At 66.7% G+C, this 15,353-nt stretch carries 16 protein-coding genes; 5 read left to right on the top strand and 11 right to left on the bottom strand.

Features of this window, described 5'->3' with window-relative positions; genetic code table 11:
- Positions 1 to 83: 83 nt before the first annotated feature.
- Positions 84 to 506 (top strand): DUF4124 domain-containing protein, encoded by a 423-nt coding sequence (locus HMPREF3014_RS22550; protein WP_003093901.1) that lies wholly within the window; start codon positions 84 to 86, stop codon positions 504 to 506.
- A 60-nt stretch (positions 507 to 566) separates the two neighbouring features.
- On the top strand, positions 567 to 926 hold the full coding sequence (locus HMPREF3014_RS22545) for a PilZ domain-containing protein (RefSeq protein WP_003093898.1): 360 nt from the start codon (positions 567 to 569) through the stop codon (positions 924 to 926).
- Between the two features lie 4 nt (positions 927 to 930).
- Here the strand turns inward: HMPREF3014_RS22545 and HMPREF3014_RS22540 are convergent, their stop codons facing one another.
- Genes HMPREF3014_RS22540 through HMPREF3014_RS22510 form a run of 7 tightly spaced genes read right to left on the bottom strand, consistent with a single transcriptional unit; the run spans position 931 to position 8,638 of the window.
- Positions 931 to 2,262 carry a DUF58 domain-containing protein gene (locus tag HMPREF3014_RS22540; protein WP_003112779.1) on the bottom strand — a complete coding sequence of 444 codons (1,332 nt, stop codon included), beginning with the start codon at positions 2,260 to 2,262 and terminating at the stop codon, positions 931 to 933.
- The gene (locus HMPREF3014_RS22535) at positions 2,259 to 3,266 is read right to left on the bottom strand and encodes an AAA family ATPase (protein ID WP_003112780.1); all 1,008 of its coding nucleotides are present in this window, start codon (positions 3,264 to 3,266) and stop codon (positions 2,259 to 2,261) included. Before HMPREF3014_RS22535 ends, HMPREF3014_RS22540 begins: the two co-directional genes overlap by 4 nt.
- Entirely contained in the window at positions 3,263 to 4,534 is a 1,272-nt protein-coding gene (locus HMPREF3014_RS22530; RefSeq protein ID WP_003101165.1) for a DUF4350 domain-containing protein, read from the bottom strand. The genes HMPREF3014_RS22535 and HMPREF3014_RS22530 overlap by 4 nt, the downstream gene beginning before the upstream one ends.
- On the bottom strand, positions 4,531 to 6,102 hold the full coding sequence (locus tag HMPREF3014_RS22525; protein WP_003161496.1) for a DUF4129 domain-containing protein: 1,572 nt from the start codon (positions 6,100 to 6,102) through the stop codon (positions 4,531 to 4,533). Before HMPREF3014_RS22525 ends, HMPREF3014_RS22530 begins: the two co-directional genes overlap by 4 nt.
- A complete protein-coding gene (locus HMPREF3014_RS22520) occupies positions 6,089 to 7,069 on the bottom strand; it encodes a stage II sporulation protein M (RefSeq protein WP_003093893.1) in 981 nt (326 codons plus the stop codon). Before HMPREF3014_RS22520 ends, HMPREF3014_RS22525 begins: the two co-directional genes overlap by 14 nt.
- A complete protein-coding gene (locus HMPREF3014_RS22515; RefSeq protein WP_003123273.1) occupies positions 7,066 to 7,863 on the bottom strand; it encodes an RDD family protein in 798 nt (265 codons plus the stop codon). The genes HMPREF3014_RS22520 and HMPREF3014_RS22515 overlap by 4 nt, the downstream gene beginning before the upstream one ends.
- A gap of 37 nt (positions 7,864 to 7,900) precedes the next feature.
- On the bottom strand, positions 7,901 to 8,638 hold the full coding sequence (locus HMPREF3014_RS22510) for a hypothetical protein (RefSeq protein ID WP_003101171.1): 738 nt from the start codon (positions 8,636 to 8,638) through the stop codon (positions 7,901 to 7,903).
- A 224-nt stretch (positions 8,639 to 8,862) separates the two neighbouring features.
- On the opposite strand from HMPREF3014_RS22510, the gene sbcB reads away from it, so the two are divergent.
- Complete coding sequence (gene sbcB, locus HMPREF3014_RS22505; protein ID WP_009875932.1) at positions 8,863 to 10,305, top strand: exodeoxyribonuclease I; 1,443 nt, start codon at positions 8,863 to 8,865, stop codon at positions 10,303 to 10,305.
- Between the two features lie 84 nt (positions 10,306 to 10,389).
- Here sbcB and mvaT read toward each other — a convergent pair whose 3' ends face one another.
- Positions 10,390 to 10,764 carry a histone-like nucleoid-structuring protein MvaT gene (gene mvaT, locus HMPREF3014_RS22500; RefSeq protein WP_003093888.1) on the bottom strand — a complete coding sequence of 125 codons (375 nt, stop codon included), beginning with the start codon at positions 10,762 to 10,764 and terminating at the stop codon, positions 10,390 to 10,392.
- A 259-nt stretch (positions 10,765 to 11,023) separates the two neighbouring features.
- Between mvaT and purU the strand changes: the two genes are divergently transcribed.
- Both purU and HMPREF3014_RS22490 read left to right on the top strand, forming a co-directional pair.
- Complete coding sequence (purU, locus tag HMPREF3014_RS22495) at positions 11,024 to 11,875, top strand: formyltetrahydrofolate deformylase (RefSeq protein WP_003101174.1); 852 nt, start codon at positions 11,024 to 11,026, stop codon at positions 11,873 to 11,875.
- A gap of 49 nt (positions 11,876 to 11,924) precedes the next feature.
- Positions 11,925 to 12,137: a hypothetical protein gene (locus HMPREF3014_RS22490; RefSeq protein ID WP_003101176.1), complete on the top strand. Its 213-nt coding sequence runs from the start codon at positions 11,925 to 11,927 to the stop codon at positions 12,135 to 12,137.
- On the opposite strand, the gene HMPREF3014_RS22485 is transcribed toward HMPREF3014_RS22490, so the two are convergent.
- Genes HMPREF3014_RS22485 through HMPREF3014_RS22475 form a run of 3 tightly spaced genes read right to left on the bottom strand, consistent with a single transcriptional unit; the run spans position 12,112 to position 14,979 of the window.
- The gene (locus tag HMPREF3014_RS22485) at positions 12,112 to 13,113 is read right to left on the bottom strand and encodes a glucosaminyl phosphatidylglycerol flippase (protein ID WP_003120851.1); all 1,002 of its coding nucleotides are present in this window, start codon (positions 13,111 to 13,113) and stop codon (positions 12,112 to 12,114) included. The genes HMPREF3014_RS22490 and HMPREF3014_RS22485 overlap by 26 nt on opposite strands.
- The gene (locus HMPREF3014_RS22480; protein WP_003161498.1) at positions 13,110 to 13,871 is read right to left on the bottom strand and encodes an N-acetylglucosaminyl phosphatidylglycerol deacetylase; all 762 of its coding nucleotides are present in this window, start codon (positions 13,869 to 13,871) and stop codon (positions 13,110 to 13,112) included. The genes HMPREF3014_RS22485 and HMPREF3014_RS22480 overlap by 4 nt, the downstream gene beginning before the upstream one ends.
- On the bottom strand, positions 13,864 to 14,979 hold the full coding sequence (locus HMPREF3014_RS22475) for an N-acetylglucosaminyl phosphatidylglycerol synthase (RefSeq protein ID WP_003101181.1): 1,116 nt from the start codon (positions 14,977 to 14,979) through the stop codon (positions 13,864 to 13,866). The genes HMPREF3014_RS22480 and HMPREF3014_RS22475 overlap by 8 nt, the downstream gene beginning before the upstream one ends.
- Positions 14,980 to 15,353 lie beyond the last annotated feature (374 nt).

Below are 15,353 nucleotides of genomic sequence, written 5' to 3'. Positions count from 1 at the left end.
CGGGCGTTCAGGCTGACCGTCGGTCGCATGGGACACCGGTCTATCCGGTAAGCTTCGCCCTGGATTTCACGGAGGAGGTTCGCATGCGTGCCCTGTGGTTCTGTGTCGCCCTGATGCCCGTGCTGGCGCAGGCGGACATCTATCGCTGGACCGATGCCCAGGGCAAGGTACACTTCTCCGCCACGCCACCGGCCGGCGCGCAACGCGTCGAAGTCAGGCCGCAGGTGGTGGAACGTGACGCCGCGACCCGCCAGCGCGAGCAGCGCACCCAGGAGTATTTCGATGCTCGTCGCGAGGAACGCACCGCCGCCGCCGAACGTGCCGGCCAGCGCCAGGCTGCGCTGGCCGAGGAATGCGGGCGCTTGCGGCAACAGTTGTCCCAGCTCGAACGCGGCGGCCGCTTCTATCGGCAGGACGCCGGCGGCGGGCCGGTTTACCTGAGCGATGCCGAGCTGGACGCCATTCGTCGCGAACTGGCCTCGCGGGAGTCCGAACGCTGCCGCTGAGCTTGTTCCCCGAGCGCCGGCATCGTCATACTGGACTGCAAATCATAGCGAAATGCCATTATGGGTCTTCAACGACATATCCAGCGCCATCAGTTGCCCAGCTACCTGAAGGTGTTCAATCGCATCACCGATAAGCCGATGGGCTACATCGGCAACGTCTCCGAGGACGGCCTGCTGCTGATCAGCCAACTGCCGATGCTGGTCGGCGCGCGTTTCGAACTGCGCCTGAAGGTTCCGGGACTGGGCGGTCGCCCGCAATGCATCGATTTTTCCGCCGACTGCCGGTGGACCTGCGAGGACGTCACGCCCGGTCATTTCGATTCCGGCTTCCACCTGCTGGCGCCGCCCGCCGAATTCCTCGAACTGGTGGAGGCGCTGCGCCGCTACTTCAGCTTCCCCCGCCAGCCGCAGTCGGTCTGATCCGTCAAAGCACGCCGGCGCGCTTCCAGCCCAGGTAGCGGCTGATCAGCTCCGGCCCGAGTTCGCTGGGACGCGCATCGAGCACTGGCACGCCGTGGGCCGCGAGCTTCTCGTGGAGGCCGTTGCGCGCATTCAGGTAGTCGATGGTGCCGGTGTAGGCGAGCGCCTGCTCGTAGCGGGCGACCGGCTCGTGGCGCAGGGTGTCGAGCACTTCCTCGCGCAGGCTGGCGACCAGCACTCGGTGCTGGCGGCCCAGGCGTTTCACCGCGCCGAGCAGTTCTTCGTCGTCCTCGTCGCGCAGGTTGGTTACCAGGATCACCAGGGCCCGCCGCCGCTGGCGGGACAGCACCGCCTGCACGGCTTCCGGGAAATCGGCGGGACGCTGGCTGGTCTGCAGGTCGTAGACGGTGTTGAGCAGCGCGCCGAGCTGGGCGCTGCCCTTGCCCGGGGGGAGATGCCGGCGGTCGTCGCCGGCGAAGGTCATGGCGCCCACCGCGTCGCCCTGGCGCAGGGCCACGTAGGCCAGCAGCAGGCTGGCGTTGAGGGCATGGTCGAAGTGCGACAGGTCGCCGTCCTGGCTGCGCATGCGGCGGCCGCAGTCGAGCAGGAAGAGGATCTGCTGGTCGCGTTCGTCCTGGTATTCGCGGGCGATCGGCGTGCGTTTGCGAGCGGTGGCCTTCCAGTCGATCTGGCGCAGGGTGTCGCCGTCGCGGAATTCGCGCAACTGGTGGAACTCCAGGCCGAGGCCGCGGCGCTGGCCGCCGCGTACGCCGATCTGGTTGAGCCAGTGGTCGACCGCCATCAGTTCGGCGCCGTAGAGGCGGGCGAAGTCCGGGTAGACGCGGGTCTCGCCGCGTGCTTCCAGGTAGCGGCGCTGCCGCCACAGGCGCAGCGGGCTGGGCAGTTCCAGCTCGCAGCGGGGAAACACGAAGTGACCGCGGTTGAGCGGCCGCACCCGGTAGCCGACCTCGGTGCTTTCGCCCGGGCGCAGTTCGACCTCCTGCGGCAGGTACTCGAAATCCATGCCGGCCGGCAGGTGATCGAACAGGGTCAGGCGAACCGGACGCCGATAGGTGTGCTGCAGATGCAGGCGCACTTCGCTCCAGCGCCCCAGCGGCAGGTTGCCGCTGAGCTGGCGGCTCAGCTTCGGCACCGCCTGGCGGCGCGCCCACAGGGCGTCCAGCAGGCCGAGCAGGAGCAGCGCGGCGAGCGCCGCCCACCAGAATGTATGCAGTTGCGCAGGCAACCGCTGGCCGAGCGCCGACAGGCTGCCCAGGCCGATGGCCAGCAGCAGGAGCGCGGCGAACAGCGCCAGCAGGGCGCGCGATGGCTTCATACGCGGGGGGCCGGTACCTGGTCGAGCAACTGTTGCAGGACCTGGTCCACCGACAGCCCCTCGATGTCCAGCTCCGGAGACAGCCGGACCCGATGGCGCAGGACCGCCAGGGCACAGCCCTTGATGTCGTCCGGCACCACGAACTCGCCGCCGCGCAGCAGCGCCCGCGCCCGGCCGCAACGGACCAGGGCGATCGACGCGCGAGGTCCGGCGCCGAGGGCCAGGCCCGGCCAGTTGCGGGTGGTGCGGGCCAGGCGCACGGCATAGTCGAGGACCTGGTCGTCGATCGGCAGGTCGCTGGCGATCCGCTGCAGGGCGAGAACGTCCTTGTCCTTCAGCAGCGGCCGCAGGTTGGCCACGTCGAGCATGTCGCTGCGCGCGGAGCGGGTCACCTGGCGCACCAGGGTCTGTTCCTCGGCTTCGGCCGGGTAATCGATGCGCAGCTTGAGCATGAAGCGGTCGAGTTCGGCTTCCGGCAGCGGATAGGTGCCTTCCTGCTCGATCGGGTTCTGCGTCGCCAGCACCATGAACGGCTGCGGCACCGGCAGGGCGCGTCCTTCCAGGGTGACCTGGCGCTCCTGCATCACTTCCAGGAGGGCGGCCTGGGTCTTGGCCGGCGCGCGGTTGATCTCGTCCGCCAGCAGCAGGTGGGTGAACACCGGCCCCTTGCGCAGCTTGAACTGCTCGCTGGCGAGGTCGTATACGGCGTGGCCGGTGACGTCGCTGGGCATCAGGTCGGGGGTGAACTGGATGCGCGCGAAGCCGCCGTCGAAGCAGCGCGCCAGGGCGCGTACCAGCAGGGTCTTGCCGAGCCCCGGCACGCCTTCCACCAGCACGTGGCCGCCGGCGAGCAACGCGGTGAGCACGTCGTCGATCACTGCGCCCTGGCCGATCAGGGCTTTCTGCAGTTCGGTGCGCAGGGCCTGGGCCAGCTGGCTGGCGCGCTGGCGCTGGAGCGCCGGGTTGGGCGCGGTGCTCGGTTGTTCGGGCGTCTGTTCGCTCATAGGGCATTCCTGAGGCTTTGCAGGTGGGCGACCTGGCGGGTGAAGTCGGCAGCGGAAAGGCGCTGCGCCGGATATGGGCGCATGGCCTGGCTGATGGCGCTGGGTGGCAGGCGGGTCATGCGCCCGAGGATCTGCCATTGCTCGGCGACGCCGAGCTGTTCGAAACCGGGGTGGCGACGCCGCGCCCTGCGCAGGATGTCGCGTTGCAGACCGTGCAGCAAGGCGACGTGGCCGCGCTGGCGGAGGAGGAAGTCGGCGCCGGCGCGCAGGTGTTCCTCCAGTTGCCGGCGCGAACGGCTGGCCACCGGCTGCAAGGGACCCTGGCGCAGCCCTGCGCGCCACAGGCCGGCGAGCAACAACAGCAGCGCTGCCGCCAGGGCCTCGGGGAAGTGGCGGGCGAGCAGGGTGGCGAGGCTGTCGCGTTCGGCGCGGTAGAGCAGGGTCACCTGGTTGTCCTGGGTCAGGTACCAGAGCAGCCAGGCGTTGTCGTACTGCTCGATGTTGCGGTTCTGCCAGATCCAGGCGTCGGTGAGCACCGTGACCAGGCCCTTGCCGTGCTGCATCTGCAACAGGTGGGTGGCGTCGCCGCTGTTGGCCCAGGCGTAGGCGTGGTTCTGCGGATCGTAGAGGTGGTAGTCGGGATCGAAGCCGATGTAGGCCGGCGAGCGCTCGTTTTCCAGGTACAGGCGGGTCAGTGCGGAATAGTCCGGCACGCTGTCGGCGGGCTCTTCTTCCTCGCCGGCGGCTTCCTCCGGCGGCGCTTCGGTCGCATGGTCGTCGACGCTACCTTCGTCGGCGTCGGCGTCGGCGGTTTCCTCGCTGGCCCGGTCCTGGCTGTCGTCGAAGTCCTCGGTCAGGTACTGGCGGATATCCAGGCTGTCGAGCAGCAGGTCGCCGCTCTTCTTCTCGTCCTCGTCCCACAGGCGTTCGGCGATCAGCACCAGGTGCCCGCCCTGCTCGCTCCATTGCAGCAGGCGGCGAGCCTGGCCGGGAGTCATGCCGGAGCGGCTGCCGAGCAGGAGCAGGGTATGCCCGGAGGGCGGCAGCTCCTTGAGGACCTCAAGGCCGTCGGCGCGGCTCACCGTGACCCCCTGCTTGCGCAGGAACAGTTCGGCGGCCAGGTAGGGATTGCGCCGGGCCTCCGGCGATGGGCCGAGGTCGATCGTCTCCGTATAGGGTTGCAGGCGGCTGGCCAGGAAGATCGCCAGCAGCCCGGCCAGCAGCAGGAGCACGGCAAGCAGCAGGAAGCGCGCGCGCCGGCTCATCATGGCTTGGCTCCCGCGGCGAAAAGGCTGCGCCAGCCGTCGCAGAGGCGCTGGCGAGCGTCGTCGGCCGGCAGCCGGTGGCCGTAGGCGAGCGCCTGCCATTGGGCGGTCAGCAGTTGGCTGTAGTGCAGCAGCGGCCGTTGTTGCTCCAGTCCTTCGACCAGACGCAGGACCTCGCCCTCGGTATGGGAGCCCTTCAACGGCAGGCGGTAGTCATGCAGCAGTCGGCTGAGCAGCCCGCGGTAGAGCAGGCCGAGGGCTTCCCGTGGTTTCTCGTTCCAGAGCCGTTCGGCGTTGCCGGCGATGTCGTCGGGCAGGCTTTCCGGACTGAGATCGAGGCCGAACATCACCGTCGGCGCTTCGCGGCGGGCCCGTTGCGGCAAGCCCAGGTTGCCGACGAACAGGCGCAGCCATTCACGGTAGCGCCAGACCAGCAGGAACACCGCGCTGAACAGCAGCGCCCAGAGCAGCACTTCGATGACCTGCGCCGCGTGACGGAACGGCACCCAGTTGGCCAGGGCCTCGAAGAATGCCTTGAGCCGCTCTTCGTCCTCCTTGCGGCTGTCCTTTTTCTCGGTCTTGTCGCCGAAGCGCCAGCCCGTAACGGTCTCGCTGTTCTTGAACGGCGCGCCGTCGACGATCGCCCGGATCTGCTTGCCGGCCTGTTCGCTGTTGAGTTTCTGCCGCAGCAGGCGGGCCTGCTCGGGCGGCAGCTCGGCTTCGCCGGCGCTGGTGGCGGCCGCCGGCTCGGCGTAGGCGGAAGGGGCGGGCAGCCAGGCCAGCGAAGCGGCCAGGCCGAGCAGCAGGACATAGGCGCTGCCGACCAGACGCTGGCGCAGGCGGCGGAACACCAGCTCGATGTCCCAGGCCTCCAGTTCGGTGCGCCGGTTCAGGTAGAGGGTGAAGCCGCAGGCCACGTAGATCGGCTCCCAGACTACCAGCACCAGGACGTAGAGCAGGTTCGACAGGTGCTCCAGCCAGAGCCACTCGCCGGCTTCCGGGTCGAGCAGGCTCTGCCAGTTCCAGTCGATCTCGTTCTGCGCCGGGATCAGCAGGTAGAGAAGCATGGCGAAGCCGGCCCAGAGCGCCATTTCCAGGTGCACGCCGACCACGGTCAGCCAGGTCGCGCCGCCGGCGTTGCGCTGGGACAATACGATCAGGCGCTGGCTGCGGGGCTCCCCGGCGAGCCCTTCCAGTTGCAGGACCGGCAGGTCGAAGCTGCGCGTCGGACTGAAGCGGCGCCACAGCAGGCTGGCCGGCAACTGCTTCCTCAGCAGGGCGGGATAGGCGCGCAGGGCCTGCCTCAGGGTTGGCGTATCGCCGAACAGGGCGTGCGAGAGAATGTACAGCGGCAGCCGTTCGAAGGCCGGCTTGAGCCACCAGAAGATCAGGATCGCCAGGGTCGGATGCTGCCACAGCAGGAGGCTGAGCACGGCGAACAGCGGCAGGGTCAGCAACGCCCAACTGCCCATCAGCAGGCGCGCATGGCGATGCGCCAGGAGGATGCCGAGGTCGAGCGCTTCCCAGGCGCTGCGCGGGCGGATCGCCACGCTGGCGTCAGTCAGGCGCATGGCGGCTCCGTCCGGCGAACAGGAAGTAGCTGCCGACCAGCAGCCAGAGGACCGCGCCGACCGCGTACTTCACCCGCGGCTCGAAATGACTGATGGAAGACCAATAGGCCTCGGTGAAGGCCGCCAGCAGCAACAGCACGATCACCCCGGCGATCAGTTGCACGCTGCGCCGGGCGGCCAGCCGCAGGGCTTCGCCGCGGGTCAGGCGACCTGGCGCGAGCAGCGCCCAGCCGAGCTTGAGGCCGGCGGCGCCGGCGAAGGTGATGGCGGTCAGTTCGAACGCGCCGTGGCCGATGACGAACGGCCAGAAGGTCTGCACGTAGCCGATCTGCGTCAGGTGGCCGGCCACCGAACCGATCATCAGGCCATTGAACAGCAGGAAGAACAGGCTGCCGAGTCCCAGCAGCACGCCGCTGGCGAAGGTCTGAAAGGCGATGCCGATGTTGTTCATGATGTAGAAGCCGAACATTTCCCAGTCGTCGCTGGTGTCGCGTGCCCCCAACGGACCCAGGCGGGTGGTTTCCGGGGCGTACATAGACTCCATCTCGCTGACCTTGTCCGGGCTGACCACGCTGTAGATCAGGTCGGGAAAGTGATAGACCAGCAGCCCCATGAGCAGGGCGCTGCCGTAGAACAGCAGGCTGGCCACGGCGATGCTGCGCCATTCCTCGCGGACCAGGCGCGGCAGGCCGGCGAGCAGGAAGCCGAGGATGCGGCTGCCGAGGTGGCTGCGGTGCCGGTAGAACTGCTGGTGGCCGCGCATCGCCAGTTGCTGCAACTGGTCGATCAGGTGACTGCTGTAGCCGCGCTCCTGGGCCAGCGCCAGTTGCTGGCAGAGGCGCCGGTAATCGGCGGCGAAGTCGTCGCTGGAGCCTTCCAGCTTCTTGCCTTTCTCGAGGAAGGCGAGGCGTTTGTCGAAGCGTTGCCAGGCGGCCTGGTGGCGCTGTTCGAAGAGGCTCTGTTTCATGCGCTCTCCTGACGCAGGCCGAGAAAGCCGCGGGCGATGCCGTTGATCTCGGCCTGGGCGCGTACCGGCTCGACGCCCAGCGGTTCGGCGAGAATGCCCGCCAGTTCCTCGCGGCGTGCCGAGGAAAGCGCCGCGCCGCGTTCGGCGAAACCGAGGAAGGCGCGCTGTTCTTCCAGGCTCATGGGGAAGGGCGGCAGTTGCGGCTCGACGTCAGGCAGGCTGGGCCGGCTCAGTTCGGGTTCGCGGTAGACCACCAGGGTGCCGGCGGCGATGTCGCCCAGGCGCTTGAAGGCCGGATGGTTCAGGCAACAGAGCAGACCGAGGGCGTAGCCGAAGGGCAGGATGTCGGCGAAGCGCAGCAGGTTGCGCAGCAGCGACGCGGCCCAGCCCACCGGAGTGCCGTCGTCGTGGACGACGCGCAGTCCCATCATCTGCTTGCCGGGCGAGCGGCCCTGGTTGAGCACCTCGAAGAGGACCATGTACCACCAGGTCATGATGAAGGTCAGCAGCAGGCCGAGGCCGGCGCCGAGCTTGCCGAGGAACGCCAGGCCGAGCATCAGCACCAGCATGATCAGGCCGCGGATGCAGAGGTCGATGGTATAGGCCAGGGCCCGGGGGACGACGCCGGCGGGACGCAGGAGCAGGTCGATGCCTTCCGGCGTTTCCACGTGGTAGTGGGTGTCGAGGACCTCGGCGCCTGGCCGGGAGGCGGGCGCGACGAGGCGGGCGGCTGCGTTCGGTGGCATCGGGGGGCCGTGTCGGGGAAAGTCAGATGCTAGCCAGCGTGGCGTCATCAGGCAACCGGGCCGCCGCGACGGCCCGGTCTGCATCTCAGTTGCCCAGCGGGCGAACGCCGAAGATGGTGCGGTAGAGAATACCCATGGAGACGACGAACAGCGGGCCGGTCCAGATCAGGCCGATGAACAGCGGGATCATGCTCACCAGCATCAGCAGGCTCAGCACCAGCAGCAGGCCGAACACCTTGAACCAGTGGCGGCTGATGGCCTTGCGCGAGGTTTCCAGGGCCTGCCAGGGCGTCAGGCCGCGCTCGGCCACCAGCGGCAGGGCGAGCATGTAGGCGACGCTCAGGTAGAGACCGGGGATGATCAGCAGGAAGAAGCCGACGTAGACCATCAGCATCATCAGCAGGCCGGTGAGCAGCAGCGGCACCAGCATGCCGAAGTAGTTGAACATTTCGTTGAAGGTCGCCGGCTGGTCGGCGGCGCGGCGGATGCCGATCATGGTCAGGCCGGTGAAGAACGGGTAGCCCACCGCCGTGGCGACCAGGCTGGCGATCATCTGGCCGACCGCGAAGGCGATGGGATCGGCCTCGCTCATCAGGCCGATACCGCCGAAGAGCAGGGTGAGGATGAAGGTGATGGTCTGGATCACCACGCTGTAGACCACGAAGGCGCCGATCAGGATGCCTTTGACGCCCTTGATCTTGGCCCAGGCTTCGCTGATCACGTCGCCGATGCGGAAGTCGTAGTCGCCGATGACCGGCGGCACCGCCTGGGTCGGTTGCAGGGCGCTGGCGGGGGTGGCGTAGGGATTGCTGGTGTCGTTCATGGTGCTGTCCTTGTCAGTGAAACGGGCATCCGTACGAGCGGAATGCTAGCGAGGGCGAAGGGGACAACGCAAGGTTCGGATGGCAGATATGCGCACTGACGCGCCCTGGCGGGCCGTGCCTACGGCGCTTTCCGTGAGTTCGTTGAAAAACCTGGAAATCCCCGAAGTGGGTCGCGAGCTTCGCGGCAGTCACTGGTAGACTGCCCGGTGCCGCCAGAAAGGGAATGACCGTGAACGCGAGTATTTTTTGGTACGACTACGAAACCACCGGCATCGACCCTCGCCGCGACCGGCCGTTGCAGATCGCCGGGATCCGCACGGACGAGGCGCTGAACGAGATCGGCGAGCCGATGAACCTGTATTGCCGTCCCAGCGACGATATCCTGCCCCACCCTATGGCTTGCCTGATCACCGGCATCACTCCCCAGCGGCTGGCCGAGCGGGGGCTGTCCGAGGCCGACTTCATGACCCGGGTACACGCCCAGCTGGCGCAGCCGGCGACCTGCGTGGCCGGCTACAACTCCCTGCGCTTCGACGACGAAGTGACGCGCTACAGCCTGTACCGCAACTTCTTCGATCCCTACGCCCGCGAGTGGCAAGGCGGCAATAGCCGCTGGGACCTGATCGACATGGTCCGTACCGCCTATGCCCTGCGCCCGGAGGGCATCCAGTGGCCGCAGCTGGACGGCCGGCTGTCGCTGAAGCTGGAAATGCTCACCGCGGCGAACGGCCTGGAGCATGGGCAGGCCCACGACGCGCTTTCCGATGTCCGCGCCACCATTGCCCTGGCCCGCCTGATCCGTCAGCGCCAGCCGCGCCTGTACGATTACCTCTACCAGTTGCGCAGCAAGCACAAGGTGCTCGACCAGGTGCGCCTGCTGCAGCCGCTGGTGCATGTCTCCGGACGCTTTTCCGCGGAGCGCCATTTCCTCTCGGTGGTCCTGCCGCTGGCCTGGCACCCGCGCAACCGCAATGCTCTGATCGTCTGCGACCTCTGCGCCGATCCCGCGCCGCTGCTGGAGTTGTCGGCCGAGGACTTGCGCAGGCGCCTGTATACCCGTCGCGACGAACTGGCCGAGGGCGAGTTGCCGGTGCCGCTGAAGCAGATCCAGGTCAACCGTTGCCCGGTGGTGGCGCCGCTGTCGGTATTGCGCGCCGAGGATCGCCAGCGAACCGGCATCGAACTCGATGAGTGCCAGCAAAAAGCCGAGCTGTTGCGCCAGCATCAAACCGTCTGGGCGGACAAACTGACAGCGCTATATGGCGAAGAAAGTTTCTCCGCCAGCGACGACCCCGAGCAACAGTTGTATGACGGATTTATTGGCGATCGGGATCGACGCCTTTGTGAACAGCTGCGCCTTGCCGAACCGGAGCAATTGGCCAAAGAACAATGGCCCTTCGACGATGCCCGTTTGCAGGAGTTGTTCTTCCGCTATCGTGCGCGAAATTTCCCGGAAACTTTAAATGCAGCCGAGCGCCAACAATGGGAAAGCTTCTGCCGCAATCGTTTGTCCCATGAAGAATACGGCGCACCGAATACTTTGCCGGCCTTCGAGGCGGCGCTGGAGGCTTGTCGGCAAGAGCAGGGCGGCACATTGCCGGCGGTACTTGCGGCCTGGCGCGATTACGCCGCGGAACTGCGTCAACGCTATTCGCTGGAGACTTGAGGGCGCAGGCAGAGGAGCCGATACAATCCGGCGGAAATGAAAAACGCCAGCACTGGGCTGGCGTTCTTCGTGGAACTGACTGGTTTAGCCGAGCAGGGTGGCCCAGCTCTCGACGGCCTCGGGGCCCCACTTGGCTTTCCACTCTTTCAAAGTCTTGTGGTTGCCGCCCTTGGTCTCGATGACTTCGCCGGTGTGCGGGTTCTTGTACTGCTTGACCTTGCGCGCGCGCTTGCCGGCAGGCGCCTTGGCGGTGCGGGTGCTCTTGCCGATCTTGGCGTCCGGATCGAGCAGGGAAATCACGTCACGCAGGGACTTCTGGTAAGTGCCCATCAGCGTGCGCAGCTTCTCTTCGAATTCCAGTTCTTTTTTCAGTTTGTCGTCTTGTTCCAGGGACTTCAGGCGCTCCTGAAGTTCCTTGATGGCTTCTTCCGTGGCGCGATATTCGTTGATCAGGGACATGTCAGGTACCTTGTCTGTGCTGAGTGGCGGTGGCGGGCATGTAAGTAGATTCAATAATAGTCAGGGCGAAACTGTAAGTAAACCGCGATGAAAACTTTTCTCGATGAAATTCAAAGTAATTAATTCCGCATCGGGATTGCCCTGTTGTGCGGGTTTATTCTCTCGCGCAACAGCCTGTCGAAAGACCTTCGCCGAGGCTGAACTTTTCCCGCCATGCCGCTAGAATGGCGGCCTTTCGCGATGTTTCTGGAGTATACCCATGCGCACTTTTCGGCTGGTGATCGCCTGTCCCGACGGGGTCGGGATCGTTGCCAAGGTGAGTAACTTCCTGGCCACCTACAATGGCTGGATCACCGAAGCCAGCCATCATTCCGACAACGATAACGGCTGGTTCTTCATGCGCCACGAGATCCGTGCCGACTCTCTGCCGTTCGACCTGGATGGCTTCCGCCAGGCTTTCGCCCCGATCGCCCGCGAATTCTCCATGGAATGGCGGATCACCGATTCCGAGGTGAAGAAGCGCGTGGTGCTGATGGCCAGCAAGGAGTCCCATTGCCTGGCCGATCTGCTGCACCGCTGGCACAGCGGCGAACTGGACTGCGAGATTCCCTGCGTGATCGCCAACCACGACGACCTGCGCAGCATGGTCGAGTGGCACGGCATCCCGTATTTCCACGTTCCCGTCGATCCGCAGGACAAGCAGCCGGCCTTCGATGAAGTTTCCCGGCTGATCGACGAACATGGCGCCGACTGCATCGTCCTGGCTCGCTACATGCAGATCCTGCCGCCGGACCTGTGCCGCAAGTACGCCCACCAGGTGATCAACATCCACCACAGCTTCCTGCCGTCCTTCATCGGCGCCAAGCCGTATCATCAGGCGTCGAAGCGCGGGGTCAAGCTGATCGGCGCGACCAGCCATTACGTGACCGAGGAACTGGATGCCGGTCCGATCATCGAGCAGGACGTGGTGCGGGTCACTCACCGCGACAACGTCGAAGACATGGTGCGGCTGGGCAAGGATGTGGAAAAACTGGTGCTCGCGCGCGGACTGCGCTATCACCTGGAAGACCGCGTACTGGTACACGGCAACAAGACGGTGGTGTTCGACTGAGTCGGCTTCCCTGGAATGCCGGCCAGGGCCGGCACCCGGAGGAACGAACATGAGCGATCCCAGGTCGGCGGGCACCGCCAGCCCGCCACCTACCCTCGGCGAGGGTTGCACAAGCCGTTACGACATCGACGCCCTCGGCGACGAGGACGGAACCGAGTTTCCCGGCGCGGCCGAACTCTGGCGGCGTATCCAGGAGAGCGCCAGCGAGACGGGCGAGGCTGACGCCGAGGATACGCTCAGGAAGAAGCCTCGCGACTGCTGATCAGCTTCTTCAGCAGCGGGCGTCCGGCGAGCACGGCGAACACCGGGCCGCCGGCGACGAGGTAGAAATAGAAGGTCACCGCTCGCCAGATGACGATGGCCGCCGCCGCCGTCGACTTGCCGATCATGGGGGCCAGCAGGGCCGCCGAGGTCAGCTCGGTGCCGCCGGCGCCGCCGGGGATCAGCGATAGCTGTCCGGCGCTGAGCGAGACCATCTGGATCAGGAAGGTCCAGGCCCACTGGATATCCACTCCCAGGCCGCGCAGGGTCAGATCGAGCACGCTGAAGCGCAGTAGCCAGTGCGTACTGCTGAGAAGGAAGACCGCCAGCAGGCGTCGTTTCGGCAGGCGCAGGCTGTCGTGCAGGGCAATGCGGAAATGCAGGATCTTGCGGCCCCAGTGCAGGCGCTTGCGCGATGACACGCCGAGCCGCGCCAGAACCCGCCCGTTGAAGCGGATCACCTGGTGCAGGTAGCGGATCAGCATTACCGCGCCGACGAACAGGCCGACCAGGAATACCGCGCTGAAGATCAGGCTCGATTCCATGTTCGGGCTCAGCGAATGGCTGAGGGCATAGATCAGGATCGCGCCGAGGGCGCAGAGGAAGAACGTCAGGTCGGCCAACTGGTCGACCGCGAACACCGCGCTGGTCTGTGCCGGGCGCAGGCCGCGCCGGGCCAGCAGCGCCATCAGGGTCAACGGCCCGCCGCTGCCGCCCGGAGTGGCGCAGAAAGCGAATTCGCTGGCCATGATGATGCCGACGCTCTGCAATTGCCCGAGCTTGCCGGCACGCCCGGCGAGCAGCAGGCGCAGGCGCAGGCCGTTGATGAACCAGCAGACCACGATCATGCCGAACATCAGCAGCAGACTGTCCAGCGGGAAGGCGCGCAAGCGCGGGAACATGTCGCTGCCGCCGAGCACCAGCGGAATCAGCGAGGCACCGATCAAACCGAACAGCAGTAACCAGCCTCGACTCATGCCGCGTGGTCCAGGGCGAGGTGGCGCTCCAGCCAGTCGATCTTGGTCAACGGCTGGCGCCCCTCGGACAGCAGGGTGCGCAGGGTACGCAGCCAGTATTCGCGGGAAAAGCGATGGCGCATGTCGACCGGATGGAGTCCGAGACGGATCACCGGCGCTGCGCGCCAGGCCCGGCGGCGCTGCTCGCTGAGCGCCCAGGAGAGGCCGCGACGCCAGGCACTGCGCGCGCTCCAGACCAGGCCGGGGGCCTCGATCGGTTGCAGGTGGGGAAGCAGATACAGGTTGGACGGGTCGCTGGTGTAGCGCAGCCCGCTCTCGCCGAGCGCCTGGCGGGTGCCGGCGCTCATCAGCCAGGCCGGCGCGACGAAACCGTGCAGCGGCCATCCGCGGCGGCGGAACAGCTCGATGCCGGCGGCCAGGCGGGTCTTGGCCTCGGCGTGGTCGAGGGCATAGAACTCTCCCTCCCAGGTGTAGATGCGACGCATGAAGTATTGCCCTGGAGTACGCGGTGGTGGGGCGTCATCGTAGTGATAGAAGCCGTGGAGAGCCAGTTCGTCACCCCGGGTTACCCGCCGCGAGAGCAGTTTGCAGAACTTTTCGTCGGCTTCCAGCGGGTTGCGATGGTGGAAGTCGGGCACTACCAGCCAGGTCATGGGGACCTCACCGAGCGCGTCCACGGCCTCGACGAAGGGCCGGTAGTCCGGCCAGGTTTCCGGGGCCACGTCGTGCAACACCAGCAGCAGGCTGCGTTCAGCCATAGCGCGGGAACCTCGCCTCGCTGTCGCCGAGTACCGCGTGGTAGTGCAGGAGCAGACCGGCGACCACCGCGTCCCAGGCATGCTGGCGCTCGACGTGACGGCGGGCGCGCTGGCCGCGCAGCTCGACGTCGTGGCTGAACAGTTCGCGCACCGCGCAGGCCATGGCGTCGCCGTTGTTCGGTGCGCAGAGCACGCCGCAACGCTCCGGGACTATTTCCGCCAGTGCCCCGGCGCGCACCGCCACCACCGGAATGCCGCTGGCCATCGCTTCGAGTGCGACCAGGCCGAAGGTCTCCTGGTCACCGGCGTGCAGCAGCGCGTCGCTGCTCGCCAGCAGGCGGGCGACTTCGCGGCTGTCGCAGAAATGGTCGACCACGCTGGTGTTGCGCGGAACCCGGGTCGGCATGTTGGAACCCACCAGCAACAGGTGATAGCCGTCGCCGAGGCGCTGGATGGCGTCGAGCAGTACCGGCAGGTTCTTTTCCCGCGAACCGCGCCCGGCGAACACCAGCAGGCGGGTTTCCTCGTCCAGGCCGAGTTCCTGGCGCAGCCCCGGATCGCGGTTGCTCGGATGGAAGGTGACCAGGTCGACGCCCAGCGGTTGTACATGCACGTCGGCGACGCCCAGGCGCATCAGCTTTTCCGCCATTACCCGACTGGGGGCCAGGACCCGGTCGAAGTGGCCGTACAGCTTGCTGACGTAGTTGTCCGCGTTGGTGCCGAGCCAGGCGCCCATGCGATTGCTCACCAGCAGCGGCAGGTCGGAGTGGTAGAAGCCGATCACCGGCACGTCCAGCCGACGTCGCGCGTCGAGCGCCGCCCAGGCGGTGAGGTAGGGGTCGCCGACCTCGATCAGGTCCGGTTGCAGATTGCGCAGCACCTTGCGCCAGGGGCCGCGACGGAGAGGGAAGCGGTAGCCATTGCCGAATGGCAGCGGCGGCGCCGGCACCTCGTGGATGCCGTTCGCCTGGCGGTAGCTGGCGCCGGGAACCAGCACGCTGTGGCGAATGCCGGGATAGTGCCAGAGATGGCGATGCTTGGCTTCGAGATAGGTGCGTACCCCCCCGCTGGCAGGCGCGTAGAACATGGTCATATCGGCGATGTGCACGATGGGCCTTCCTCCGTTGAGCTTGTTCCTTCTGCCACTCAGTGGACCACCGGCACCGGCAGTCGTTCGAACGGTGTGCGGGAGCCGTGGGTAGCTTCAAGTCTAGGAAAGAAAGCGCGAGCCGGCGCGCTTGCGGCAGCCAGCGCGGGAATAGGTCGCAGAGGGAGCGGGCGGAGAGGAAGGCATGCCTCGGGAGGCATCCTGGCAGGATAAGGGTGAACAACGCCGTTGGCGTTGTTCACCCTACGAATGGCCGGGGGCAGGGCGGATAGCCGCGGCGCGATTATCCGCCGGTTCGGCTACGGCTCGGGCAGTGCTCAGATCTTGAAGCTGTCCACCAGCTGGCGCAGGCGCCCGGCCTGGGTTTCCAGCTC

The organism is Pseudomonas sp. HMSC065H01 (assembly GCF_001815235.1).
In the GTDB taxonomy this organism is placed as follows: Bacteria; Pseudomonadota; Gammaproteobacteria; order Pseudomonadales; family Pseudomonadaceae; genus Pseudomonas; species Pseudomonas aeruginosa.
Note: the sequence above shows the minus strand (reverse complement) of the source record. Positions and strands in the feature narration are given on the sequence as shown.